The sequence below is a fragment of the Alcanivorax sp. P2S70 genome (genome assembly GCF_000475295.1).
Lineage (GTDB): Bacteria > Pseudomonadota > Gammaproteobacteria > Pseudomonadales > Alcanivoracaceae > Alcanivorax > Alcanivorax profundi.
In genome coordinates this window covers 22,001-43,345 of the sequence record NZ_AXBZ01000045.1, presented here as the reverse complement: position 1 = coordinate 43,345, position 21,345 = coordinate 22,001, and the positions used below count along the sequence as shown (strand labels likewise).

The following is a 21,345-nucleotide window of genomic DNA, read 5'->3' as shown; positions in this document are numbered from 1 at the left end:
TGGAGCGCCCATCTGCTGCGCCTTGCCTCTAGGAAAGGGAACCACCCTTACCGTCGAGACAAGACACAACAGCTGCACGCTCCAAGTCACGCTGAGCATGCAAGGAGCTATTCAGAGGCTCCTTAAGGGCCATGTTCAATAACGCCGCAATGCGTTTTTGTGCAGCGCCGGGGGATCAGGTTAAATGGCGCGGTGCGAGGCATTAATGAACAGGGGACAGTCGTGACGCAACGAGACCAGCAGCTGGAAGCGGAGTACTTCCATCTCACTCACCTGATTGATTCTTTCGATCAGAAATCCCTGACGATCAAGGCCTGGAGTGTCACGCTTGCCGGCATTCTGGCCGGATCGGGCGCGTTCTTTGATCGTCCGTCCCTGCTTTGGGTGGGGATGCTGGGTAGCCTGATGTTCTGGCTGGTGGAAGGCCATTGGAAGGCGTTTCAGTCGGCGCACTATGCGCGCATAGAAAAAATTGAAGCGCACTTTCGTGGTGAGGTGGATGACATCGCGCCGTTCCAGACCGCCGATAGCTGGGAACGTAGCCGGCGTGCCGGGGGAAGCCGTGAGTTGTTGCGGATCCTTGGGTGGCGCCACGTGTTTCTGCCCCACGGGCTGATGGCACTGTCGTTGTTGGTGGCAGGTTTGCTGCTGTAGGCGTGGCAGAGGCCGGCGCCCACAGCAGCGGGCAGGGTCAGGCAGCGGGTTCGCTGGTGGTCGGGGCGTACTGGTTGGCATCGGTGGTGTATTCGGCATGACCGTAATCCACCAGCAGCTGCTTGATGCGTTTGACCAGAATGCGGTCGGCAACCTTGTTGGCCACCGGAATATCCTGCAGGGTGCGATAGGCCAGCAGGCGCGGCATGATGAAAAGATTGCCGACGCTGAACAGGGCATAGTCCAGCGCGTGGGGTGCCACGCCCATCTCTTCAGCCTTTGATTTGTCCTTCTTGCCGAGAAACGCCTGGGTAAAGAACACTTTCGAGAAACTGCGCTCCACCGCGTTGTGAACCTTGCTGATCAGCTTGTCATCCTTGGGACGATAGACGGACATGGTTGCCCGCGTCAGCTCACCACAGGTGCTGTCGTCATACCCTTCACGCAGCGTGCCGGAATAAGTGAGCATGGTGTCGATGATGTCCGGGGCTTCTGCGGGTAGCAACTCTGCAGGCAGACCGAGCAGAAAACACTCGTAACGCGACAGTTCCACGATCGCCCGTTCTTGCCGGGTGAAATGTTTGCGGCCCTTGCGCATGGCCTTGAACGCCGTCAGGTAGGCGGGCATGGTGCCGGCCGGCATCTGGTCTACCTGCGGGATAGGTATGCCGTAGACCGCGGGATCCCAGGGGCCGCCCTTGTCGGTGGTCGCCCGCTTGATGATGTTGAAACGCACCATGGAGTGCATCAGGCGCACCATGGCGGCCGCCTTGAAGCCTGGGCCAAAGCGTTCCAGAGCGCCAGGCAGGGTGGCGGTGGTGAAGAAACTGGCGGTCTCATTGATCCGCTGGTTCACCGACTCGTTGGCCAGGGTGCCGGTGATGGCCATGGGCAACCCGGAGTACTTGTTCATGAAGGTGGCGACGAACGCGCCACGGATAACATAGGGTGCCAGGTTGACCATCTGGTTACGGCTCAGGCGCGCGCCCTCGCGAACCAGATCCATGTCTACCCAGTCCGGTGTCGCTTCCATGGCCTGAATGAAATCGCTCAGTTCCTGGGGCGGATTATCTACCGCATCCAGTCCCTTGTCGCAGGCGGTCTTGAGCATGGTGATCAGGTTGCGGAACCCGTATTCGGGCATCAGCGCGGCATATGCATCGGCCACATTGTCACCGAGCAGGGTATAGGCGCGGGCCCGTTCCACTTTTTCCTTGTCGGCCAGAATCTTGCCCCGGTACTTGCCTGCGAATTTTTCGGGCAGGGCGCTGCGGGTGTGGATGTCGTCGGTAAAACGCTCCGGGGTGACATCAAAATCAATGTCGCCATACAGGGAGGGAATCCGGGTTTTCTGTGCACGCACCTGTTCCCAGAGTGCATCCAGAGACTGTGTCATTACGACCTCGTCGTGAAAGCGCGATATTGCCCTTATACATAGCGTTTACGCTGGGTCGGTGACAATGACCGAAGATTTCACGTAGAGAACTTGCGGGTTTTTGGCCTGCAATGACAGGGAGATTGGCGGGAAAGGAAACAGTGAGGTCAAGACTGTTCACTTTGCGTGTCGCGGGCCAGGTTGGGACTGACGCTCCTCCCGCCAGGGAGGGCGTCAGTGAGGCGCCTCAGTCGTTGCTCATGGCGTCCTTGTAAAGTGACTTTCGCGGGCTGGCGAAAACCTGCCGCAGCATGGGCTCGAAGTAATTCAGTGGCAGAATCTCTCCATCCGGATTGAACGCCGGAGAATCGTACTTGCTGACGAATTCCAGCGTTTGCCGATAGAAGGGATGTTCGCGGAAGTGCTCGCGCATGTCCCTGTCCATGCCCAGATAATGGAAGAAGTAATACCCCTGGAAAATGGCGTGATGCTTCACCATCCAGTGATTGGCTTCGCTGACAAAGGGTTCCAGCAAAACCGCTGCCACGTCCGCATGGTTGAAGGTGCCAAGGGTATCGCCGATGTCATGCAGCAAGGCGCAGACGACGTATTCATCGTCCTTGCCGTCGCGATGGGCGAGGGTGGCAGTTTGCAGGCAGTGTTGGAATCGGTCGATCCTGAACCCGCCGAAATCGCCTTCCAGCAGTCGCAGGTGCGCCATGATCCGGTCCGGCAGTCCTTTGCTGAACTCGCCAAAATTCTCGGCAATGATCTTCCAGTCCTCGGCCTGGCCGTCCTTCATGTGGGTGAAGGCGGCACGGGGTTGTGTCATGTCGTTCATTGCGGTAGCCCTCAGTCTGCATAACCGGGGTTTTCCCGGTCCAGCTTGCGTAGCAGGCCCGGCCAGGCCAGGTTGCCCCCCATGCCCTTGGTGACCTGAGAGGCCTGTTGTTTGATGGTGTTGACGATGCCATCAGGAATCGGGGTCAGCGGGCGATTGCCCGATAAGGCCTGTAGCTGGATCTCACAGGCCCGTTGCAGGATGAACATGTTGAGGAAGGTGTCCGCCACGGTGCTGCCCACCGTGAGCAAGCCATGGTTACGAAGAATCATGAAGTTGGTGCTGCCCAAATCGGCCTGCAGGCGGGCTTTTTCGTCATCGCGCAGTGCGACCCCTTCATAGTCGTGATACGACAACCCAGAGAGCGGAAACAGGCTTTGTTGTGACAGGGGAAGCAACCCTTCTTTCTGTGCAGACACAGCCACGCCGGCGGTGGTGTGGGTGTGCATGACGCAGACAGCGTCCTCACGTACGGCATGAATGGCACTGTGAATGGTGAAGCCCGCCGGGTTGATGTCGAAATCGCCGGCGTTGAGCTTGTTGCCGTCCTGGTCGACGCGCACCAGGCTTGATGCGGTGATTTCGTCGAACATCATGCCGTAGGGGTTGATCAGGAAATGGTGCTCATCGCCCGGGATTCGGGCGGACAGATGGGTGAAGATCAGATCATCCCAACCATACAAGGCCACTAGTCTATAGGCAGCGGCGAGGTCCACCCGCAGTTGCCACTCTTCGGGGCTGACATCCGCTTGCTTGGAGGTGATGGCGGCTGGGTCAAGTTTTACCTGGCTGTTCATTGTAGCGCTCTCCCTGGAGACAGATTGTTGTGGGTGTCACGGTGTTCCCCGTGATGTGTCGATAGGACATGACGGGAGTGTAGGCCGCTTTTTCTTGGCAAGACTGTCAACCTGTTTACAATTGGCGTATGTCTATTGCTCTTGATGCCTTGCAACACTGCCCCCTGTTCGCCGGTTTTCCCGAAGCGGCACTGGACGAGGCTGCACGTCATGCCCGTATCCGCCATTTCCAGCCGGGTGAGGTGATCTATGAGAAAGGGGAGCCCCAGACATTCCTGTGTGTCATCGCCAGAGGAATGGTGCGGATCAATTCGGTCAACCAGGAAGGTCGGGAATCGGTCTTGATTGTGTTTGACCAGGGGGCCTGGGTGGGCGATGCGGTCTTCGCGCCCGGTGCCGATCGGGTTTACGGTGCCACGGCACATACGCAGGCAACACTGGTGGAATTACCCGGGGCGTATTTTCGGGACCTGATGAGTCGCTACCCGCAGTGCTATCCGGTCGTGCTCGAGTGCATCAGCCGTCGGCTCTGGTCGGCCATGACGGTCATCCAGGAAGACGCCTTGCGCGGGACCACGGTCAGGATCGGACGGCGGTTGTTATTTCTGTGCGACATGCAGCGCGGGGGAGCAGAGCCGGGCGGTCCGGTCACTGTGCGGCTGACCCGTGAGCACATCGCCAACATGATGGGGATGACCCGCCAAGGGGTTCATCGCACGCTCAAGCAGTTTCAGCGTGAGGGGTTGGTTGAGCTGGGTTACGGGCAGGTCACCATTTGCAGCGAAGATGCCTTGCGACGCTATCTGGATTGCTGTCCAGATTAAGGTAATTCTTTTGGCTAACAAAAATATTTTATAGGCGATTAAAATTAATACCTTTGGCTATTTTTAATCGGCGAATGGTCTATTCCTTTTTCGTGTTATAGCAATTTCTTCCTCAAATCCCGTTGACAGATTTTAAGTTAAATTACTTAGACGTTTTAAATCACATTTTAACGAAAAGCCCGTAGAGCGGGCTTTGCTTCGTGGCTAGGATTCTCTGCGATACACAGGGATAAGAATAAAGTCTTACCCTCTCTTGCGGTAGTCACAGGGAAGGTCTACCTCCGTAGGTATTAAGGAGAGTTTTCAGGAATAAAAAATGTGTTCTTTATATAAAACGTTCGTCTTTATTTTTACTCTCAATGTGCTTGGTTGCGGTGGCGGTGGTGGGGCGCCCGCAGTGGTTTCTTCAGATAACGAGGAAAGCAGTGTTGGCGTGACGTCGCCTGCGTATGGGAAAGAAACTGAGGAAACGGACGCTGCTGAAAATGAGGAATCTCAGGCGTCCGGAAAAGAAAAGTTTGCTGATCCTTTTTCTTCCAGCGTATTGCAGTATGAAGTGACAGATGGGAAAACCGGTAAGGTGACAACCGACACGGAGACCCTGCTGACATACCCCGAAATGGAGTATTTTTATTTTGAAAACGATAATGTGGTGTTCGATCTGACCCGGCAGGGTAAACCCAAAAAACGCTCGGAGTTGCGCCAATACCCAGAGTGGTCAGTGGCGGGAAATCACCGAATGACGGCAACCCTTAGGCTCAGCGATTCCACCATCAATGAGTACACCTGGATGCAATTGCACCGTAAGGAAAAAACGTCAGTCAAACCGCCTCTGAGGTTAACCTGGGCCAAAGCGCAGAGCATTGGCGGGAAGGTATACCAAGACTATCTTGTGGCGGTGTTTTATCACGAAAAAACGGGCTACAAAAAAGTGCCATTGGTACCGCGTACTGGACAGGAAATTCAGGCTGAACTCAGGGTTTATAATCATCAGGTTTTTATTAGCCTGAATGGAAATCTGGTCCATGTGGAAAATGTGTCTGATTGGGCTGATTACAAGTGCTATTTCAAGGCGGGGTTGTACCTGTCTGGTAGTGCGGCGGCAGAAGGGCGTGCCAGAGTCAGCATGAGCCAGCTCGCGTACAGCCATCAGTAGTTAGTTCATTGAGGGAGCCTCGGAATAATACCTGGCGAGTTCAGTTTTTCAGGCTGGCTTGGCCCCTCTGCCATGGCCAAGAGGGGGCGGTGTTGACAGTGTATGTCGATCCATCGACTCATCACCTTCGAAGGACATGGGACAACGAGTGCAGGCCAGCCTGCCGTCGAGGCAAGCAACAACCTCTGCGTGCTCCTGACCACGCCAGGCATGCAGGGGGTTTACCCAGAGGCTGCCGTGAAACAATACAGGCCCCGGCACGTGGGGCCTGATTGCTTTCACAGCAGAGGAAGAGGGTGAGCAGGTTAGCGCACCTCCATCCCGGGTTTGGCGCCGTTATCGGGGCTGAGTACGTAGATGTCTTCGCCACCAGGGCCTGCGGCCAGCACCATCCCCTCTGAGACACCGAACTTCATCTTGCGCGGCGCCAGGTTGGCGACCAGGACCACCAGTTTGCCTTCCAGCTGCTCCGGTTGATATTTGGCCTTGATGCCGGCAAAGACATTGCGTTCGCCCAGCTCTCCCACATCCAGGGTGAGTTGCAGCAGTTTGTCGGCGCCTTCTACGTGAGCGGCCTTGGCAACGCGCGCCACGCGCAGTTTGACCTTCAGGAAGTCATCGATGCTGATGGTGTCATCCACCGTGTCGTCCATCTTGTTGCTGGCTTTTGCCGGGGCGGTCGAAGCCTTGGCGGCGGCCGTAACCTCCTTTGAATCACTGAGCATGGCATCGATCTGGCTGCTTTCTACCCGGCCAAGCAAGGGCTTGAACTTGGCAATGTCATGCTCCAGCAGAAGCTGCCCGGCATCGTCCCAGCGGAGCGGGTCGATCTGCAGAAACGCCTCTGCGCGCTCGGCCAGTGCCGGTAGTACTGGCTTCAGGTACAGCACCAACAGACGGAAGACATTGATGGCGGTGGTGCAGATGGCCAGCACCTCCTGTTCCTTGCCTTCTTCCTTGGCCAGTGACCAGGGAGCCTTTTCGGCGATGTAGCCGTTGGTATGGTCGGCCAGCGCCATGATTTCCCGCATGGCCTTGCCAAACTCACGCTGCTCGTAGAACTCGGCAATCCGCGGAGCGGCTTCCTGCACCTCGCGAACCAGCAGTGGGTTATCCAGCTCGGCGCTCAAGGTGCCGCCAAACTTTTTCACAAAGTTACCGGTACGGCTGGCGATGTTTACCAGTTTACCTACCAGATCTGAATTCACCCGCTGGACAAAGTCTTCCAGGTTGAGGTCAAAGTCATCCACACGGCTGGAAAGCTTGGCAGCAAAGTAATAACGCAGGTATTCAGGGCTGAGATGATCCAGATAGGTTCGGGCCTTGATAAAGGTGCCGCGGGACTTGGACATCTTGGCGCCGTTCACGGTGACAAAGCCATGGCTGTAGATAGCCGTGGGTTTGCGCAGACCGGCACCGTCCAGCATGGCCGGCCAGAAAAGACCGTGGAAATTGATGATGTCCTTGCCAATAAAGTGATACAGCTCGGCGTTGGAGCCTTCTGCCCAGTAGTCGTCGAAGCTGAGGCCTTCGCGGTCGCAGTAGTTCTTGAAGCTCGCCATGTACCCGATCGGGGCATCCAGCCAGACATAAAAATACTTGCCGGGGTAACCGGGGATCTCGAAACCAAAATAGGGCGCTTCCCGGGAGATGTCCCAGGGCTGCAGGTCTTCGATCCATTCCTGCAATTTGTTGGCGACTTGTTCTTGCAAGGCGCCGGAACGGGTCCACTCGCGCAACAGCGGCTCGAATTTGGGCAAGTCGAAGAACAGCTGGGTGGTGTCCTTCTCTACCGGGGTGGCACCACTGACGGCAGAGTAGGGCTCGATCAGCTCTGCAGGGGAGTAGGTCGCACCGCAGACTTCACAGTTGTCGCCATACTGGTCTTCCGCCTTGCACTTCGGGCAGGTGCCCTTGACGAAACGGTCGGCCAGGAACATGCCTTTCTGCGGGTCGTAAAGCTGGGTGATGGTCTTCTCGATGATGTAGCCTGCGTCTTTGTTTCGCTGGAAGACCATCTCTGACAGCGCCTGGTTTTCCGGGCTGTGGGTGCTGTAGTAGTTGTCGAAACGAATCTGGAAGTCGGCAAAGTCCTTCTCGTGATCGGCCTTCACCTGGGCGATCTGCTGTTCCGGGGTAATACCGTTCTCTTCGGCCTTGAGCATGATGGCGGTGCCGTGGGCATCATCGGCACAGACATAGGTGCACATCTGCCCGCGGAGCTTCTGGAAACGCACCCAGATGTCGGTCTGGATGTATTCAAGCAGGTGGCCCAGATGGATCGGGCCATTGGCGTAGGGCAGGGCGCTGGTCACCAGGATCTTGCGTGGCGTGTCACTCATGAGAACGGTGTCATTTATCCGGGAAATGGGGCGCCTATGATACGGCGAGACTGCACTATTTTCATCCCGTGCCTTCCGTTAGTGATGAGCGTGAGTCCACTGAGCAGGGACGGGGCTACCGTTTTTGTGTACCTGTGTGGCATGGTTGGGGTTTGTGTTCTTGGTGATTCAGAGGGGAAAACCGGCAATGACGCTTCGTGCCCGTATTCGGTGGTTGTTGATACTGTCCACCGCGGCCTGTGTGTGCGTTGCGCTGCTGGCTCTGGCCAGGGTCAATCACAGCCTGCTGGAATCCATGCTGGAGTCGTCTGCTGAGCGGGAATTGAGTGTGGTTGAGAGTGCATTTCTTGATCAGCTTTCAGTATTGCGCATCCGGGCTGAAGATTGGAGCCGTCAGCCGGACTCCCCTCCAGGGAATCTGGGCGGGGTAGGTCAGCTTGATCTCATGCTGTCTCTGGATGGGGGGCGTCTCGGTAGTGCCCTTGGGGTTGAGGAGCCCGCACTGCCGGTATTCGAGCGTCTGGCAGACCGTTTTGAGGCGGAGGGCTGTGCCCCCATCTGGGGGGTGGTACGGGTAAACGGACGCCCGCTGCTTTTTAGTACTGCGGTGGAGCAGAATTGTCAGGCCTACCTGTTGGGTATCTGGATTGACGGTTACTGGCTTGAGTATCTCTCTGACAGGGTTGGGCATGCACTTTATGTGAGAGAGTTATCGCAGGAGGGGGGCGTGGAAAGGGGGCTATTCTCAGATGCTGAGGGGCTACTCAGGGGGCGCTTTCCGATTCCTGACTTCTTTGACGGCCAACCCCTTGAAATCGTTGTGGAATTACCAAGTGATGTGCAGGGGTTGAAGAGTACCGTCATCCTTCTCATGGCCTTGATTCTCAGCATTCTTGCGGCAATGACTGTGGCGGGAGTCTATTGGCGAATCCAGGGGCTGTTATTCGGCCGCCTGGGCTCGGTACACAATGCGGTTCGATCGATTGCCCGCGGCGGAACGCTTGACCAACGGGTCCCGGTGCTGGGCAACGATGAAATTGGAGAGCTTGCCGAGGACTTCAATGCCATGGTCGACAGCATTGATCATGCCCAAAACCAGTTGGCATCTGCCCGTCGCCAGGCGGAAGCTGCAAGCAAGACAAAAAGCCAGTTCCTCGCCAACATGAGCCATGAAATTCGCACGCCTATGACCGCTATTCTGGGGTATGCCGAGCTATTACGAGAAGGGCGCGGTAGTGATGCCGATCGCCAGCATTATTTGAATATTATCCAGCACAATGGGGATGCCTTGTTGGCGCTGATTAATAACGTGCTGGATTTGTCGCGAATTGAAGCAGGGCAATTGGATCGCGAGGAATCGGTATTCTCGGTAATAGAACTGTTGCAGGAGGTTGTTGAAAGCTTTCGCCTGCGTGCCGTTGAAAAGGGAATTGAACTTGCCCTGGAAATGGATGGGACCATGCCGGCTGCATTGAACGGAGACGTTTTCCGTCTACGCCAGATCGTGGTCAACCTGGTGGGGAATGCGGTCAAGTTCACTGAGCAGGGGACGATCCGAATACGCGTAGTGTGGCAGCGTCCGGATCAGCGGCTCAGCATCCGCGTTGAGGACACGGGTATTGGCATTACAGAGTCCCAGTTGCAGAGCATATTTCAGCCCTTTACGCAGGCCGATGTATCTCACACTCGCCGTTACACCGGCTCCGGGCTGGGGTTGAGTATTGCCCGTGAACTCGCCCGAGCCCAGGGCGGGGATATCAGCGTCACCAGCGATAGCACAGGGAGCTGTTTTACGTTGGAGATGCCTTTCGAGCTCGCCCTGGATGCGACAGTAGCGCCTTCGGTTTTGCCTGCGGGGGAACAGGCTCAGCCGTTGCCTCAGCTTAATGGCCGTGTCTTGCTGGTGGAAGACAATCAGGTTAATCGCTTGCTGGTGAAGACCTTGCTTGAACGTGCCGGCATGACGGTCGTCGAAGCGGAAAATGGGCGAGAGGCCTGCGAGGCATATCAGAATGACAGCCATTATTCTCTGGTGGTACTGGATATGCAGATGCCGGTGATGGATGGCTATGAGACAGCCAGGGCATTGCGTGATAAAGGATTTGAGGGCCCGGTACTGGCATTAACTGCAAACGTGCTGGCTGTGGACCGCCAGCGCTGTCTTGATGCCGGCTGCGACGCGTTTATGGGTAAGCCGGTTCGTAGCCGCGACTTGCTGGTGGCCTGTGCTGATTTGCTTGAGCCGTCGCTGATCGAGTCATAGTCCCTGAGGTTGGGCCGTCAGGGACATCACGGACTGGCAGTCGCCTTGCTCTGGTGATCCGAATAAAACGGCTCTGCGTGCGTCAGTTACGTTATGCCATTGTGTGGCGAGACTAGTCGCTACCTTTAGACATGGATAGCTGCGCTCGTTTCAGGGCTTCGCTGACCTGTTGCTGGGACACCGGCTTGCTCAGGTAATCATCCATCCCGGCATCTCGGGCTTTCTGAACATACTCATTGGTGGCGTGGGCGGACAGTCCGATGATCCAGCAATGAGGGTGGCTGCCTAGTTGCGCTTCCATTTCCCGGATTTCGCCAGTCGCCTGATAGCCGTCCAGCACCGGCATTTCACAGTCCATAAAGATGATATCCCAGTAATCCGGTTGCTCGCGAAGCAATGACAGTGCCTGCCCTCCATCGCTTGCTAACGTAGCCTGAATCCCGAGGGATTTGAGAATACTGTCAATCACAAGCTGATTCACAGGATTATCTTCTGCAACGATTACATTCAGGTGATTCGCTTTATCGAGGATTATCGCCCTGGCTTCGTATGGCGAAGAGTCGCTTCCTGTCTCGTCTTTCCCTGTTAGCAAACTGCGCTTGAGAGCCTGACAGGAAAACGGTGTTTCGATCATCAAAAGGTCTTCTGGCAGCGTTTCGCTGAGAGGTTCTCCGGTAGGGTGTAACAACAGCAGCGTGGGAGACTGGTAATGAGTCCTTAAACGTTCCACATAATGCGGATTTTCCATCACCGCCAGATCAGCGATTACGAAATCCACCGAGCGGGAGGGATTGATTGGATCCAGTGCCGTTTCCACATCCCGAAACTCATGGGTAGAGGCGCCCCAGCGGCTGAGAATTTGCGAGAGACTGAGAAGCTGGGCGGGGATGCTGGAAATAACCACCGCAGAGCGGTTTCGCAGTGCGGGTTGTTGCCGTGACTTGATCGCCTCCACAGGGAGGGATAACCAGAACGTTGCACCGCGTCCTAACGAGCTGGACACGCCTATATCGCCACCTAGCAGGTCGGTCAGTCGTTTACAGATGACCAGTCCGAGGCCTGCGCCGCCATGCTTGCTACGATTGGGGCGCTCGTTGATAGTTTGGAACAGCGTGCTTTGCTGGCCCTCATCCAGGCCAATACCTGTATCGACAACTTCGATCATCAACACGCATTGGTTCTGGCTATTTACAGGTTGTTTCAGCGTCAGGTGTAAAGCGATATTGCCGCGCTCGGTGAATTTGAAAGCATTACTGAGCAGGTTGGTAATGATTTGCTTGAGGCGGATGGGGTCAGTGCGGATTTGCTCGGGAACCCGGCTGTCTATGTGCATATACAGCGGGATTCTTTTTTCGCTGGAACGCAGCGCAAAAAGCCTGACACAATCATCGACCACGCTTTCCACGGCAACAGTCTGATAATCCAGTTCCAGTTTGCCCGATTCAATCCGCGAGTAGTCCAGGATGTCGTTGATGACGGTGAGCAGTGATTGGGTCGACTGATAGATCGTGCTGACGTATTGAGCCTGCTGTTGGCTTAATGGAGTTCGACGAAGCAAGTCCGTCATTCCCATGATTCCGTTCATCGGTGTTCGTATTTCATGGCTCATGGTAGCCAGGAACTCGCTTTTCGCATGGTTACGAGCTCCTGCCTTGAATGCTTCCATCTCGGCAATGGCTCTTTCACGAATAGAATCTGAGTGAGCTTCTTTTAACCGGTTAATTCGTCGTGCTAGAGCCAGAGAGAGTAATACGACCTCCAGGAAGACGCCGATCTGTACCAGGTTTTCTGTAACGCTGTTGCGAGAGATGATCCCATACTTGTTGAGCACCATGGTTGCTGCACCGACCATGAAACAGCCCCAGGCAACGGTGAAAATGCGGGCGTCAGGATCCCCTGCCCGCAAGCGAATCAAGCCGATGGTGAGGATGCTGAAATCCATGGCCAGGATGGCGAAAACAGAGACCGGGATCAGTGCCTCGCGACTACTGAAGGGAGCCGCGAGAAAGAGAAGGGTGCCAACCAGGACAAGTCCACGTAGCCATACTGCCATTCTGGGAGCCTTGTCCTTCAGTGACAGAAAATGGAGTGTGAAAAGCGACGGGAGAATGACAAGCAGGGGCAACAGAAAATGAATGATATAACTGCTTACCAGCGGTGAGTCTGGCCACAGATATCGCTGTGCGTAACCATGCAGGATGGCAAGAAAAAGCGTTATGGCGGCTGACCAGAACACATACAGTAAATACACTTTTTCCCGTACCGAGAAGAACAGGGTCAGGTTATACAGAATCATCACCAGCATTCCACCGAAGAAGATGCCCTGGACCATGGTCATATTCTGCGAGTACTTGGCGAATTGCTCCTCGGATTGCAAGGTCAGGGGTAATTGAATGCTGTGGGCGGAGGCGACAAGCAGATAGATGTCGCTGTTCTGACCTGTGGGTAGAGTCAGAGGAAATACGGGTGAGGGTTGCAGATTCGGACGCAGGGAAAATTCACGGTCCATTCCGGCTTGATAATGGGAAACCAGGTTTCCTCCGGCATCAAGCTGATAAACATCAATCTCCCCCAGCATGGCGTAGTCAACACGAAGCTGCCATTGGGTATGGAGATGATTCAGGTTACGAACCGAAAAATGGAACCAACAATGTTGAGAAGTAAAGCCCAGGTTGGGAGCGGCAGCGCCTGCCGAAAGCCAGTGAAGATCACTACGCATCCTGATGCCGGTGATGTCGGGCACATCCTCTTCTGAAGCACAAAAATATTGCACCCCAGGGTAGGGCTGTAGATTCTGTTGCTGTTCAGCAATAATCTGCGTACCTGTGCTGCTGGCCAAGCTGCCAGAGGTCAGGCACATCAGCATGATGCCAACAACGAAGTAGAGGGCGTATCCAGCGTCCTTGCACACTATGAATTGATCCTGGCAAAAGGTGGGTAAACTACTGGAATGCTAGCAGTGTGGGCCGGGGGGCTCAATCGAGAGGAAAAGAATGACAAGGATAGTTGAGCGCTTTGCGGTAGGGCCCATTGTCGGGGAGTCTGGTGATACCCATGTACGTGTGTTTGGGGCATTGCCCCAGGGAAGGCTGACGGCGGGACAAAAATTCCTCTGGGGCCGGATTCGTTGGCGTGAGGAAGGTCAGTCGCAATGGTCTGATGTTCGACGCTTTCGCTTGAACGGTAATTTTGATGGGTCGGGCGTGGTCATTCTCAACGGCCTCCGGCCTGGTGGCCGGTATGAATATCAGGCGGGTTGGGTGTCGGATGAGGAGCCCGCAGAACTGGATTGGTCTGCTGCCAGTGAGGGCAGTTTTGTGACCAACCAGCCGGATGCAGATCAGACCCGCTTTCTGTTTGGCTCCTGTTGCTACCGGTTTGTGGGTTTTGACGGCAAGATCCAGGACGACAGAGCCGACAAGATCTTTGCCGAAATGTCTGACCTGTCCACCCGCGAAAAGCCCGATTTTGTGTTGTTTGGGGGCGATCAGGTTTACGCCGACTCCCTTTACAACATTGGTGCGGCGGATAATCGCGGAGAGTTTTCTTCCCTGTACCGGGAAAGTTTTGCCCAGCCCAAGCTGGCCAGGCTGTTACGGGAAACCAACAGCTACATGATCCTGGATGATCATGAGATCGAGAATAACTGGCCGGAACGAGCCAATGCCGACCGCTGGACCAGCAAGTACCCGGCGGCCATCAAGGCGTACCAGATTTATCAGGCCTCCCATTCCCCGGCGGCCCCGCTCAATGAGGCTGGCACCTACCTGGATCGTGATCCGGATCGCTTCTGGTACACCTTTTCCCGTGGGCCTGCTGATTTCTTTGTGATGGATGTTCGTACTGAGCGGGTATTGAGCCGCTGGTCCTGGCAGCGGCGCATGATCAGCGAAGAGCAGGAGCAGGCCTTTGTGCGCTGGCTGGACACGGATCCCGACAGGATCAAGGTGCTGGTGACCTCTGTGGTGCTGTTTCCGGAGCAGCGCCGCCCGTTCCGTGGCAAAGATGCCTGGGAAGGCTTCCGTTATCAGCGGCAGCGTTTGCTGACGGCCATGGCGCAAAGTCGCAGTCGCAAACTGGTCGTCCTCAGTGGTGATGTCCATGCGTCACTCTATGCAAATCTCACCCTCAATGGGGGCAAGCAGGTGCACAGTTGGACCTGTTCCGGCCTGTTCTGGCCCACCGCACTGATGGCTTTCCGTTGGTATCGTCCGATGATCCGTGTGCCTGGCCTGCTCTATGGCGGCTGGGGGCGTCCACTGGGGCAAGTGAATGTGCCAGGACAGGTGTTCAGTGACAATGCGTTTTCCATGGTGGCCTTCACTGAAGAAGGAGCCCGCTTTGATCTTTATGACCGCAGACGCCGGCATGTGGCGGAGGCGAGCCAGGAGATTCGTTGGTCGTAAGCTTATGTCTGTGGCGCTTATGGCAAAAGGCTTACAGGAAGTCGGGCGATTTGCGACTTAAGGCGTCGTGGCGACAACGCTACAGTGGATCTCGCAAGGACGCGATAGAACACGGATGTTCAATTTCGGCCCGGTACAGCCCGCCCGCCATACCCCCAAAGATGGCGGGCGTTTCTTTTTACCCCCCCGTTTTGCCACTTCACATTCCATCAAGGATAATGCCCGCCCCAGAATACGGAGGCGACCATGTCTGCTAACGGTGAAGACCGCGATATCCTGAAAGCCAAACTCAACCAGGAAACCGCCAAGGCCAGCTGGGCCGAATTGCAGCCTTTTTTCGCCCGTGGTCAAACCATCTATGTGGCGCCTGGGCTGGATCTGGTCGATGTGGCCGTGGCGTTTTCGGAAGATAACGCCGCCGAGATCAGTCTGTGGCGTGAAAAGGGTCTGGTCGACAAGGTGTCGGACACGCAGGCGACACAGTGGTATGGCGCCGACCAGACTCTCTGGAGTGTGGTGGTCATGCCCTGGGTGCTGGTACAGCCAGAACAGCTACAGTAGTCCGCAAGCACGGTCTTCCCCGTCGCTTTCGCAAGGGTGGCAATCGTCATCAACCCCGGTATAGAGTGAACAAAAGGGCTGTGATGCCCTCACTCTGACGGATGCCGGAGGACTCGATGCAGGATGACATCGCCCAGCGTCAGGCCCTGTTGCAGGCGCAGCTGGAAAGCCTCGTTGCTGCCCAGGTCAACCCCGAGGAACAAAGCCTGTTCCGCCGCTTTCTCGCCGCCTATTTCGAAATGGCCAGTCTTGCCGCGCTGACTGCACGGCCCCCCGAACAGCTTTTCCAGATGGCCTGGCAGCATTGGCTGCTGGCCCGACACCGGGACCGCGAATTACTGATTCAGATTGAACCCCCGTCCCGTTCCGGGGCCATGGCTTGCCTGCGGACCGTGGCTGACGACATGCCATTTCTGGTGGACTCGGTGGCGATGGCGGTGAGGGATGCGGGTACCGCCATCGACTGGACCATTCATCCAGTATTGCAGCTACGGCGCGATGACAAAGGCCAGATCATCCAGGTGCAAGGGGTGAGCGACGGTGAACACCCGGCGGAATCGCTGATCCATGTCGAATTCGAGCCGCTGGGCAGCCTTGAGGCCTATGCACGCTTGCAGGAGCAGTTGGAGCTGGTGCTGGGGGAGTTGCGGGTGGTCGTCGCGGATTATCCGGCAATGCTCGCCAACCTGCAGGCAACCCGTGAGAATCTTTCTGGTCATTTTCCACAACGGGACCAGCAAGAACTGGAAGAAGCGGGGGCGTTTATCGAGTGGTTAAGCCTGGACCACTTTACCTTTCTCGGCTATGCCCGCTCCCATGCAGAGGTCGTGGATGATGGCATGCGACTGCATCTGGAAAATGAGGCCGGGCTGGGCATTGCCAGGCATGGCAGCCGTTATGCCGATGCGGATGAGTTTATCGCCCCCCATGATGAAATGGCCAAGTACATCAGCCATGGCCGGCTGGTGGTCGTAACCAAGGCCAACGCCCGTTCTTCGATCCATCATCCCCATTATATGGATGTGATTTCCATCAAGCGGTTGGCGCAGGACGGAAGTGTAGAGGGCACGGACCGCTATATCGGCCTGTTTTCCCTGGATGCCTATATCAATCGTCCCCGGGATATTCCGCTGATTCGCCGCAAGGTGAACTACGTGCTGGAGCGGTCACGGTTGCCCGAGCGCTCCCATTCCGGCAAGCACTTGCGAGACATCATTTACCAGTTGCCCCGTGATGAATTGTTTCAGTGCAGTGAAGAAGAGCTCTATCACATTTGCATGGGCATCCGGGCCCTGCGTGACCGTCATCATTTGCGCCTGTTCATGCGCCGTGATCGTTACGGTCGCTTTTACTCCTGCATGGTCTACCTCAGTCGTGAGCGCTACTCCCGTGAATTACGTGACCACGTTACCAATGAGCTGAAGAGCTTGTGTAATGGCTTGTCGGTGGAGCGCACGGTGGACTTCCTCCGTGAAGGGCTGGCGCGCATCCATTGCATTATTCGTATTCCCCAGGGAACGCATCTGGCCATGAGCGAAAGCCAGGTGGAGGAGCGACTGGTATCCGTGACGCGGTCCTGGTCGGATCAATTACGGGAGGTGCTGCACGAAGATGGCGATGAGGGAGTGAGCCTGGCGCGACGTTATGCCAGCGCCTTTCCGGTGGGGTATCAGGAAACCACCCGTGCCATGGAGGCTGCCGCTGACATTCACTACCTGTCGCAGTTGTCTGCTGACCAGCCGGTGTTGCCGTCTTTGGCGGTGTCCAGTGAGGAAGGGCCTGCCTGTCCCACCTGCTTGCGACTCTATTCCCGGGAAAAACCGATTGGTCTGTCGGATGTGCTGCCCATGCTGGAGCACTTTGGCTTGCGAGTGGTCAGTCAGGATCCGACCCGGGTGAGCGTGCGTGAAGAAGCCGATCAGTGGATCCAGGTGTTTGATGTCCGCGTCGCCGGCGATTGCGCGCTGGGTCCGGTCCAGCAGAAGCGCTATTTCGAGGAAGCCTTTCTTGCCTGTTGGCAGGGACGCATCGAAAACGATGGGCTCAACCGACTGGTGTTGCTGGCGGGGCTGGATGCCCGGCAGGTGGTTTGCCTGCGCACCCTGACAAAGTATCTGGTGCAAACCGGGCTGCCGTATTCGCAAAGCTATATGGAGCAGTTGCTGGCGGACCATGCCGTGATTGCGCGGTTGTTGGTGCAATTGTTCGAGAACCGTTTTGATCCTTCCTGTAGCGACAGCCAGCGCAGGGATGACGGCGTGAAACTGGCCCAGGCGCTGGACCATCACCTCGATCAGGTGGCCTCTCTGGATGCGGACCGGGTATTGCGGGCGTTCCTGAGCGTTGTGCGGGCAGGCTTGCGGACCAATTTCTATCAACCGGATGAGCACGGGGATAACAAGTCCTGGGTCAGCCTGAAGCTGGACCCGACGGTGGTATCCGAATTACCCAAACCGCTGCCCATGTTTGAAACCTTTGTGTATTCCCCGCAAATGGAGGGTATCCATCTGCGTGGCGGACCGGTGGCCCGTGGCGGGTTGCGTTGGTCAGATCGTCGCGAGGATTTTCGCACTGAAGTGCTGGGCCTGGTCAAAGCCCAGATGGTCAAGAATGCCATCATTGTGCCGGTGGGTGCCAAGGGCGGTTTCGTGGTCAAGCAGGGGAACCCGGCGGACCGTGATGCCTGGCAGAAACAAGGGATCGCCTGCTACAAGCAGTTCATCCGTGGCCTGCTGGATATCACCGATAACCGGGAAGGGGAGACGGTCGTGCCGCCCCCTGGGGTGGTGCGCCACGACAAGGACGACCCCTATCTGGTCGTGGCTGCCGACAAGGGGACCGCGACTTTCTCGGATATCGCTAACGGTCTGGCGGACGAATACGGTTTTTGGTTGGGTGATGCCTTTGCCTCTGGCGGCTCGGCAGGCTACGACCACAAGAAGATGGGCATCACCGCCCGCGGCGCCTGGGAAAGTGTGAAGCGGCACTTCCGTGAAAAGGGCAAGGACATCCAGAGGCAGCCCTTTACAGTGGCCGGTATTGGCGACATGGGAGGCGATGTCTTCGGCAATGGCATGTTGTTGTCGGAACAGATTCGGCTGGTGGCAGCGTTTAACCACCTGCACATTTTTATCGACCCTGATCCTGATCCGGCGGCCACATTCGTGGAGCGCCAGCGGCTGTTCAACACCCGTGGTACCAGCTGGGATGATTTCGATCGTACTTGCCTGTCTGAGGGTGCAGAAGTCTATTCTCGCAGTGCCAAGAGCCTGACGCTCAGTGAGCAAGCCTGCGAAGCCCTTGGGATCGCGCAGCGGACCCTGACCCCGGCTGAATTGATCACGGCGATTCTCAAGGCACCAGTGGAACTGCTCTGGAATGGCGGGATCGGCACCTATGTCAAAGGCAGCAATGAAAGCCATGCCCAGGTGGGTGACCGGGCCAATGAGGCGATTCGCATCAATGGCCGTGAACTGCGCTGCGAAGTCGTGGGTGAGGGCGGTAACCTGGGGCTGACTCAGCTCGGGCGCATTGAATATGCCTTGAACGGTGGGCGAATCAATACCGATGCCATTGATAATTCCGGTGGTGTGCATAGTTCCGACCGGGAAGTGAACATCAAGATTCCGCTCAACCAGCGCATGCGCGATGGCCGCCTTGATCGGGACACCCGTGATCCCATGCTGGAGCGCATGACCGACGACGTGGCGAGCTCGGTGCTGCGGGATAATTATGTACAAAGCCTGGCGTTAAGCCTGCTGGAATACGACGCCGAAAGTCGTCTCGACGAGCACGCCAACCACCTCCGGACGCTGGAGCGACAGGGTATCCTCAACCGGGCTGTGGAATACCTGCCGGATGATGAAAGTCTTGGTGAGCGTCGTACCCGAGGCATGGGGCTGACCCGCCCCGAACTGTCCGTGCTGCTGTCGTACACCAAGAATGCGCTGTTTGATGCGGTGTTGGCGTCGGACGTGCCAGACGACCCGTTCTTCGATCAGGATGTGCTTCACTATTTCCCGGACGAAATGGTTCAGCACTATCGCGACGACTTGCTGCAACATGGCCTGCGCCGGGAGTTGATTGCCACGGTGCTGGCCAATGCTGTGGTTAACCGCATGGGATTTGCCTTTGTGCATCGTTTCGCCGATGAGCATGGCTTGTCCCGGCATCGTATGGTGAAAGCGTACGCCATGGCCCATGCCGTTTTTGATGGCGACCTCTACTGGGCACCGGTGGATGGTCTGGATGGGCAGGTGGACAGTCAGGTGCAGTTGCGCTTGTACGGCCGGGTGATTGGGCTCATGAAGCACATGACCACCTGGTTGCTGTTCTACAAGTGGGGGCGTCGCCCGGTGGCGGAGGCGGTGAATCGATACCGAAAGCCCATCGCCGAGCTGGAAGCCATGCTGCCAGAGGTCCTGCCGGGCAGTTACCGGGAAGAATGGCAGCAGGCGGTAGAGGGCATGGGGGACGATGGGGTTCCTGCCAAAGAAGCCCGATTGTTGGCCAACACCATGGTGCTGGGTAGCGCGCCGGATATTGTCGAGCTCGCCTCGCAGGCACAGGTGCCCCTCGCCATGGCGGCTCAGGTGTACTTCGCGGTAGGCGACCGGCTCAATATTCTCTGGCTGCTGTCGGCGATCATTGATCTGAATGTGCAAGGGAAATGGCAGGCGCTGGCCCGGGCCAATCTGCGCGAGGATACCTACCGCCTGCATCGGCAGGTGGCGGCCAAGGTACTGGAGCAGGAAGGCGATAGTGCCGATGCCCGGTTCACGGCCTGGCAGGAGAAATCCCGCAACAAGGTACAGTTCGGCATGCACCGGCTGCAGAGTCTGCAGGCGGACAGTCCCCATGATTTCATGACACTGGCGGTAGGGGTGCGTGAATTGCGCAAGTTACGCAGCCTGTAGGTGAAAACGCTCTGAGGTGACTGTGTTGATGGCCGTAATGGTGCAACAGACTTGAGCCCGGACCCTCGCTAATATACTGTTCATATGGTCAGCATATTGAGGGGGCGATTATGCCAGCTGTCAACCGTGGCACTCTTAGCCGGATTCCCGGGCGCTTCGCCAGCCGTCACAGTGATTTGGACGAGGCGCCCCAGAATCGGCCCACCCGCTACCACCGGGAAATTGCCAAAAGTATTATTGTGACCAACCGCAGTCCGGATTTGCCTTTTTCCCAGAGCATCAATCCCTATCGCGGCTGTGAACATGGCTGCATTTATTGTTACGCGCGCCCGAACCATGCCTATGTGGATCTCTCTCCCGGGCAGGATTTCGAAAGCGAAATTTTCTGCAAGGAAAATGCCGCCGAGGTGTTGCGCGAAAGCCTTCGCAAGCCGGGCTATCAATGCCTGCCCGTCGTTCTGGGTACTGCCACCGATCCTTACCAGCCCGCCGAACGTGAGAGACGACTGACACGGGAGATGCTTCAGGTACTGGCGGATAGCCAGCATCCTTTCAGCCTGATTACCAAGAGTACCCTGGTGCTGCGGGATCTGGATCTGATTGCACCGATGGCACGGGCTGGACGTGCTTCGGTGACGGTGTCGGTCACGACCCTGGATAATCGTCTCAAGGCGCAACTGGAGCCACGTGCCAGTGGCGGCAAGGACCGACTGCGGGTCATTCGCGAGTTAAGCCGTGCGGGTGTGCCTGTGAGTGTGTTGGTGGCGCCGGTGATTCCTTTTATCAACGATCACGAACTGGAAGATATTGTCGGGCAGGTGGCCATGGCCGGGGCAGAGCATGCCGGCTATGTGGTGTTGCGGTTGCCTCATGAGGTGGGCCCCTTGTGGGAAGAGTGGCTGGCGGAGCACTACCCTGACCGGGCAGAGAAGGTCATGTCTGTGATGCGTGATTTGCATGGGGGGGCCATCTACAACAGCCGCTGGCATCAGCGGCAGTCGGGGCAGGGTGCCTGGTCACACCTGCTGCGCCAGCGCTTTGACACCGCCTGTCGTGCGGCTGGACTACAGGGGCGAGAGACACTGGCGCTGGACACTAGCGGTTTCGTAGCGCCGGGCCCCCACGGTCAATTGGCACTCTGGGACGCGCAAAGCGCGGTGATTGGCCCACGGTGACAGGGGGTGAATGGGCTGTCGTGGTAAATTAGTTA

13 protein-coding genes are annotated in these 21,345 nt (G+C 56.8%); 8 read left to right on the top strand and 5 right to left on the bottom strand.

The features are described 5' to 3' along the window. Positions 1-222 precede the first annotated feature (222 nt). A complete protein-coding gene (locus Q672_RS30125) occupies positions 223-654 on the top strand; it encodes a hypothetical protein (protein ID WP_022986249.1) in 432 nt (143 codons plus the stop codon). Between the two features lie 37 nt (positions 655-691). Here the strand turns inward: Q672_RS30125 and Q672_RS30120 are convergent, their stop codons facing one another. The 3 genes from Q672_RS30120 to Q672_RS30110 form a co-directional block, all read right to left on the bottom strand. Then, positions 692-2,050, bottom strand: a complete 1,359-nt coding sequence (locus tag Q672_RS30120) for an oxygenase MpaB family protein (RefSeq protein WP_022986248.1) — start codon at positions 2,048-2,050, stop codon at positions 692-694. Between the two features lie 226 nt (positions 2,051-2,276). Then, on the bottom strand, positions 2,277-2,870 hold the full coding sequence (locus Q672_RS30115; protein ID WP_022986247.1) for an HD domain-containing protein: 594 nt from the start codon (positions 2,868-2,870) through the stop codon (positions 2,277-2,279). 11 nt (positions 2,871-2,881) lie between these two features. Further along, positions 2,882-3,667 (bottom strand): class II aldolase/adducin family protein, encoded by a 786-nt coding sequence (locus tag Q672_RS30110; RefSeq protein ID WP_022986246.1) that lies wholly within the window; start codon positions 3,665-3,667, stop codon positions 2,882-2,884. Positions 3,668-3,795: 128 nt separating this feature from the next. Here Q672_RS30110 and Q672_RS30105 point away from each other — a divergent pair, with 128 nt between their 5' ends. Together Q672_RS30105 and Q672_RS30100 are read left to right on the top strand one after the other, a co-directional pair. Further along, a complete protein-coding gene (locus Q672_RS30105) occupies positions 3,796-4,491 on the top strand; it encodes a Crp/Fnr family transcriptional regulator (RefSeq protein ID WP_022986245.1) in 696 nt (231 codons plus the stop codon). Between the two features lie 316 nt (positions 4,492-4,807). After that, positions 4,808-5,647 (top strand): polysaccharide lyase family 7 protein, encoded by an 840-nt coding sequence (locus Q672_RS30100; protein ID WP_022986244.1) that lies wholly within the window; start codon positions 4,808-4,810, stop codon positions 5,645-5,647. 305 nt (positions 5,648-5,952) lie between these two features. Here the strand turns inward: Q672_RS30100 and metG are convergent, their stop codons facing one another. Beyond that, complete coding sequence (gene metG / locus Q672_RS30095; protein ID WP_022986243.1) at positions 5,953-7,989, bottom strand: methionine--tRNA ligase; 2,037 nt, start codon at positions 7,987-7,989, stop codon at positions 5,953-5,955. 187 nt (positions 7,990-8,176) lie between these two features. Between metG and Q672_RS30090 the strand changes: the two genes are divergently transcribed. Next, entirely contained in the window at positions 8,177-10,252 is a 2,076-nt protein-coding gene (locus Q672_RS30090; protein ID WP_022986242.1) for an ATP-binding protein, read from the top strand. 112 nt (positions 10,253-10,364) lie between these two features. Here Q672_RS30090 and Q672_RS30085 read toward each other — a convergent pair whose 3' ends face one another. After that, complete coding sequence (locus tag Q672_RS30085) at positions 10,365-13,163, bottom strand: hybrid sensor histidine kinase/response regulator (RefSeq protein WP_031226844.1); 2,799 nt, start codon at positions 13,161-13,163, stop codon at positions 10,365-10,367. 82 nt (positions 13,164-13,245) lie between these two features. On the opposite strand from Q672_RS30085, the gene Q672_RS30080 reads away from it, so the two are divergent. From Q672_RS30080 to Q672_RS30065, 4 genes are all read left to right on the top strand, one after another. Beyond that, positions 13,246-14,658 carry an alkaline phosphatase D family protein gene (locus Q672_RS30080; RefSeq protein ID WP_022986240.1) on the top strand — a complete coding sequence of 471 codons (1,413 nt, stop codon included), beginning with the start codon at positions 13,246-13,248 and terminating at the stop codon, positions 14,656-14,658. 246 nt (positions 14,659-14,904) lie between these two features. Further along, on the top strand, positions 14,905-15,219 hold the full coding sequence (locus tag Q672_RS30075; RefSeq protein WP_022986239.1) for a DUF2288 domain-containing protein: 315 nt from the start codon (positions 14,905-14,907) through the stop codon (positions 15,217-15,219). Positions 15,220-15,335: 116 nt separating this feature from the next. After that, positions 15,336-20,135 (top strand): NAD-glutamate dehydrogenase, encoded by a 4,800-nt coding sequence (locus Q672_RS30070; protein WP_022986238.1) that lies wholly within the window; start codon positions 15,336-15,338, stop codon positions 20,133-20,135. A gap of 110 nt (positions 20,136-20,245) precedes the next feature. Further along, positions 20,246-21,310 carry a PA0069 family radical SAM protein gene (locus tag Q672_RS30065; protein WP_022986237.1) on the top strand — a complete coding sequence of 355 codons (1,065 nt, stop codon included), beginning with the start codon at positions 20,246-20,248 and terminating at the stop codon, positions 21,308-21,310. Positions 21,311-21,345 lie beyond the last annotated feature (35 nt).

What these genes read in the sequence shown, in the direction of transcription:
- Q672_RS30120 (WP_022986248.1), bottom strand. Translation starts at nt 2,050, where the DNA reads ATGACACAGTCTCTGGATGCACTCTGGGAACAGGTGCGTGCACAGAAA.
- Q672_RS30115 (WP_022986247.1), bottom strand. Translation starts at nt 2,870, where the DNA reads ATGAACGACATGACACAACCCCGTGCCGCCTTCACCCACATGAAGGAC.
- Q672_RS30110 (WP_022986246.1), bottom strand. Translation starts at nt 3,667, where the DNA reads ATGAACAGCCAGGTAAAACTTGACCCAGCCGCCATCACCTCCAAGCAA.
- Q672_RS30105 (WP_022986245.1), top strand. Translation starts at nt 3,796, where the DNA reads ATGTCTATTGCTCTTGATGCCTTGCAACACTGCCCCCTGTTCGCCGGT.
- Q672_RS30100 (WP_022986244.1), top strand. Translation starts at nt 4,808, where the DNA reads ATGTGTTCTTTATATAAAACGTTCGTCTTTATTTTTACTCTCAATGTG.
- metG (WP_022986243.1), bottom strand. Translation starts at nt 7,989, where the DNA reads ATGAGTGACACGCCACGCAAGATCCTGGTGACCAGCGCCCTGCCCTAC.
- Q672_RS30090 (WP_022986242.1), top strand. Translation starts at nt 8,177, where the DNA reads ATGACGCTTCGTGCCCGTATTCGGTGGTTGTTGATACTGTCCACCGCG.
- Q672_RS30080 (WP_022986240.1), top strand. Translation starts at nt 13,246, where the DNA reads ATGACAAGGATAGTTGAGCGCTTTGCGGTAGGGCCCATTGTCGGGGAG.
- Q672_RS30075 (WP_022986239.1), top strand. Translation starts at nt 14,905, where the DNA reads ATGTCTGCTAACGGTGAAGACCGCGATATCCTGAAAGCCAAACTCAAC.
- Q672_RS30070 (WP_022986238.1), top strand. Translation starts at nt 15,336, where the DNA reads ATGCAGGATGACATCGCCCAGCGTCAGGCCCTGTTGCAGGCGCAGCTG.
- Q672_RS30065 (WP_022986237.1), top strand. Translation starts at nt 20,246, where the DNA reads ATGCCAGCTGTCAACCGTGGCACTCTTAGCCGGATTCCCGGGCGCTTC.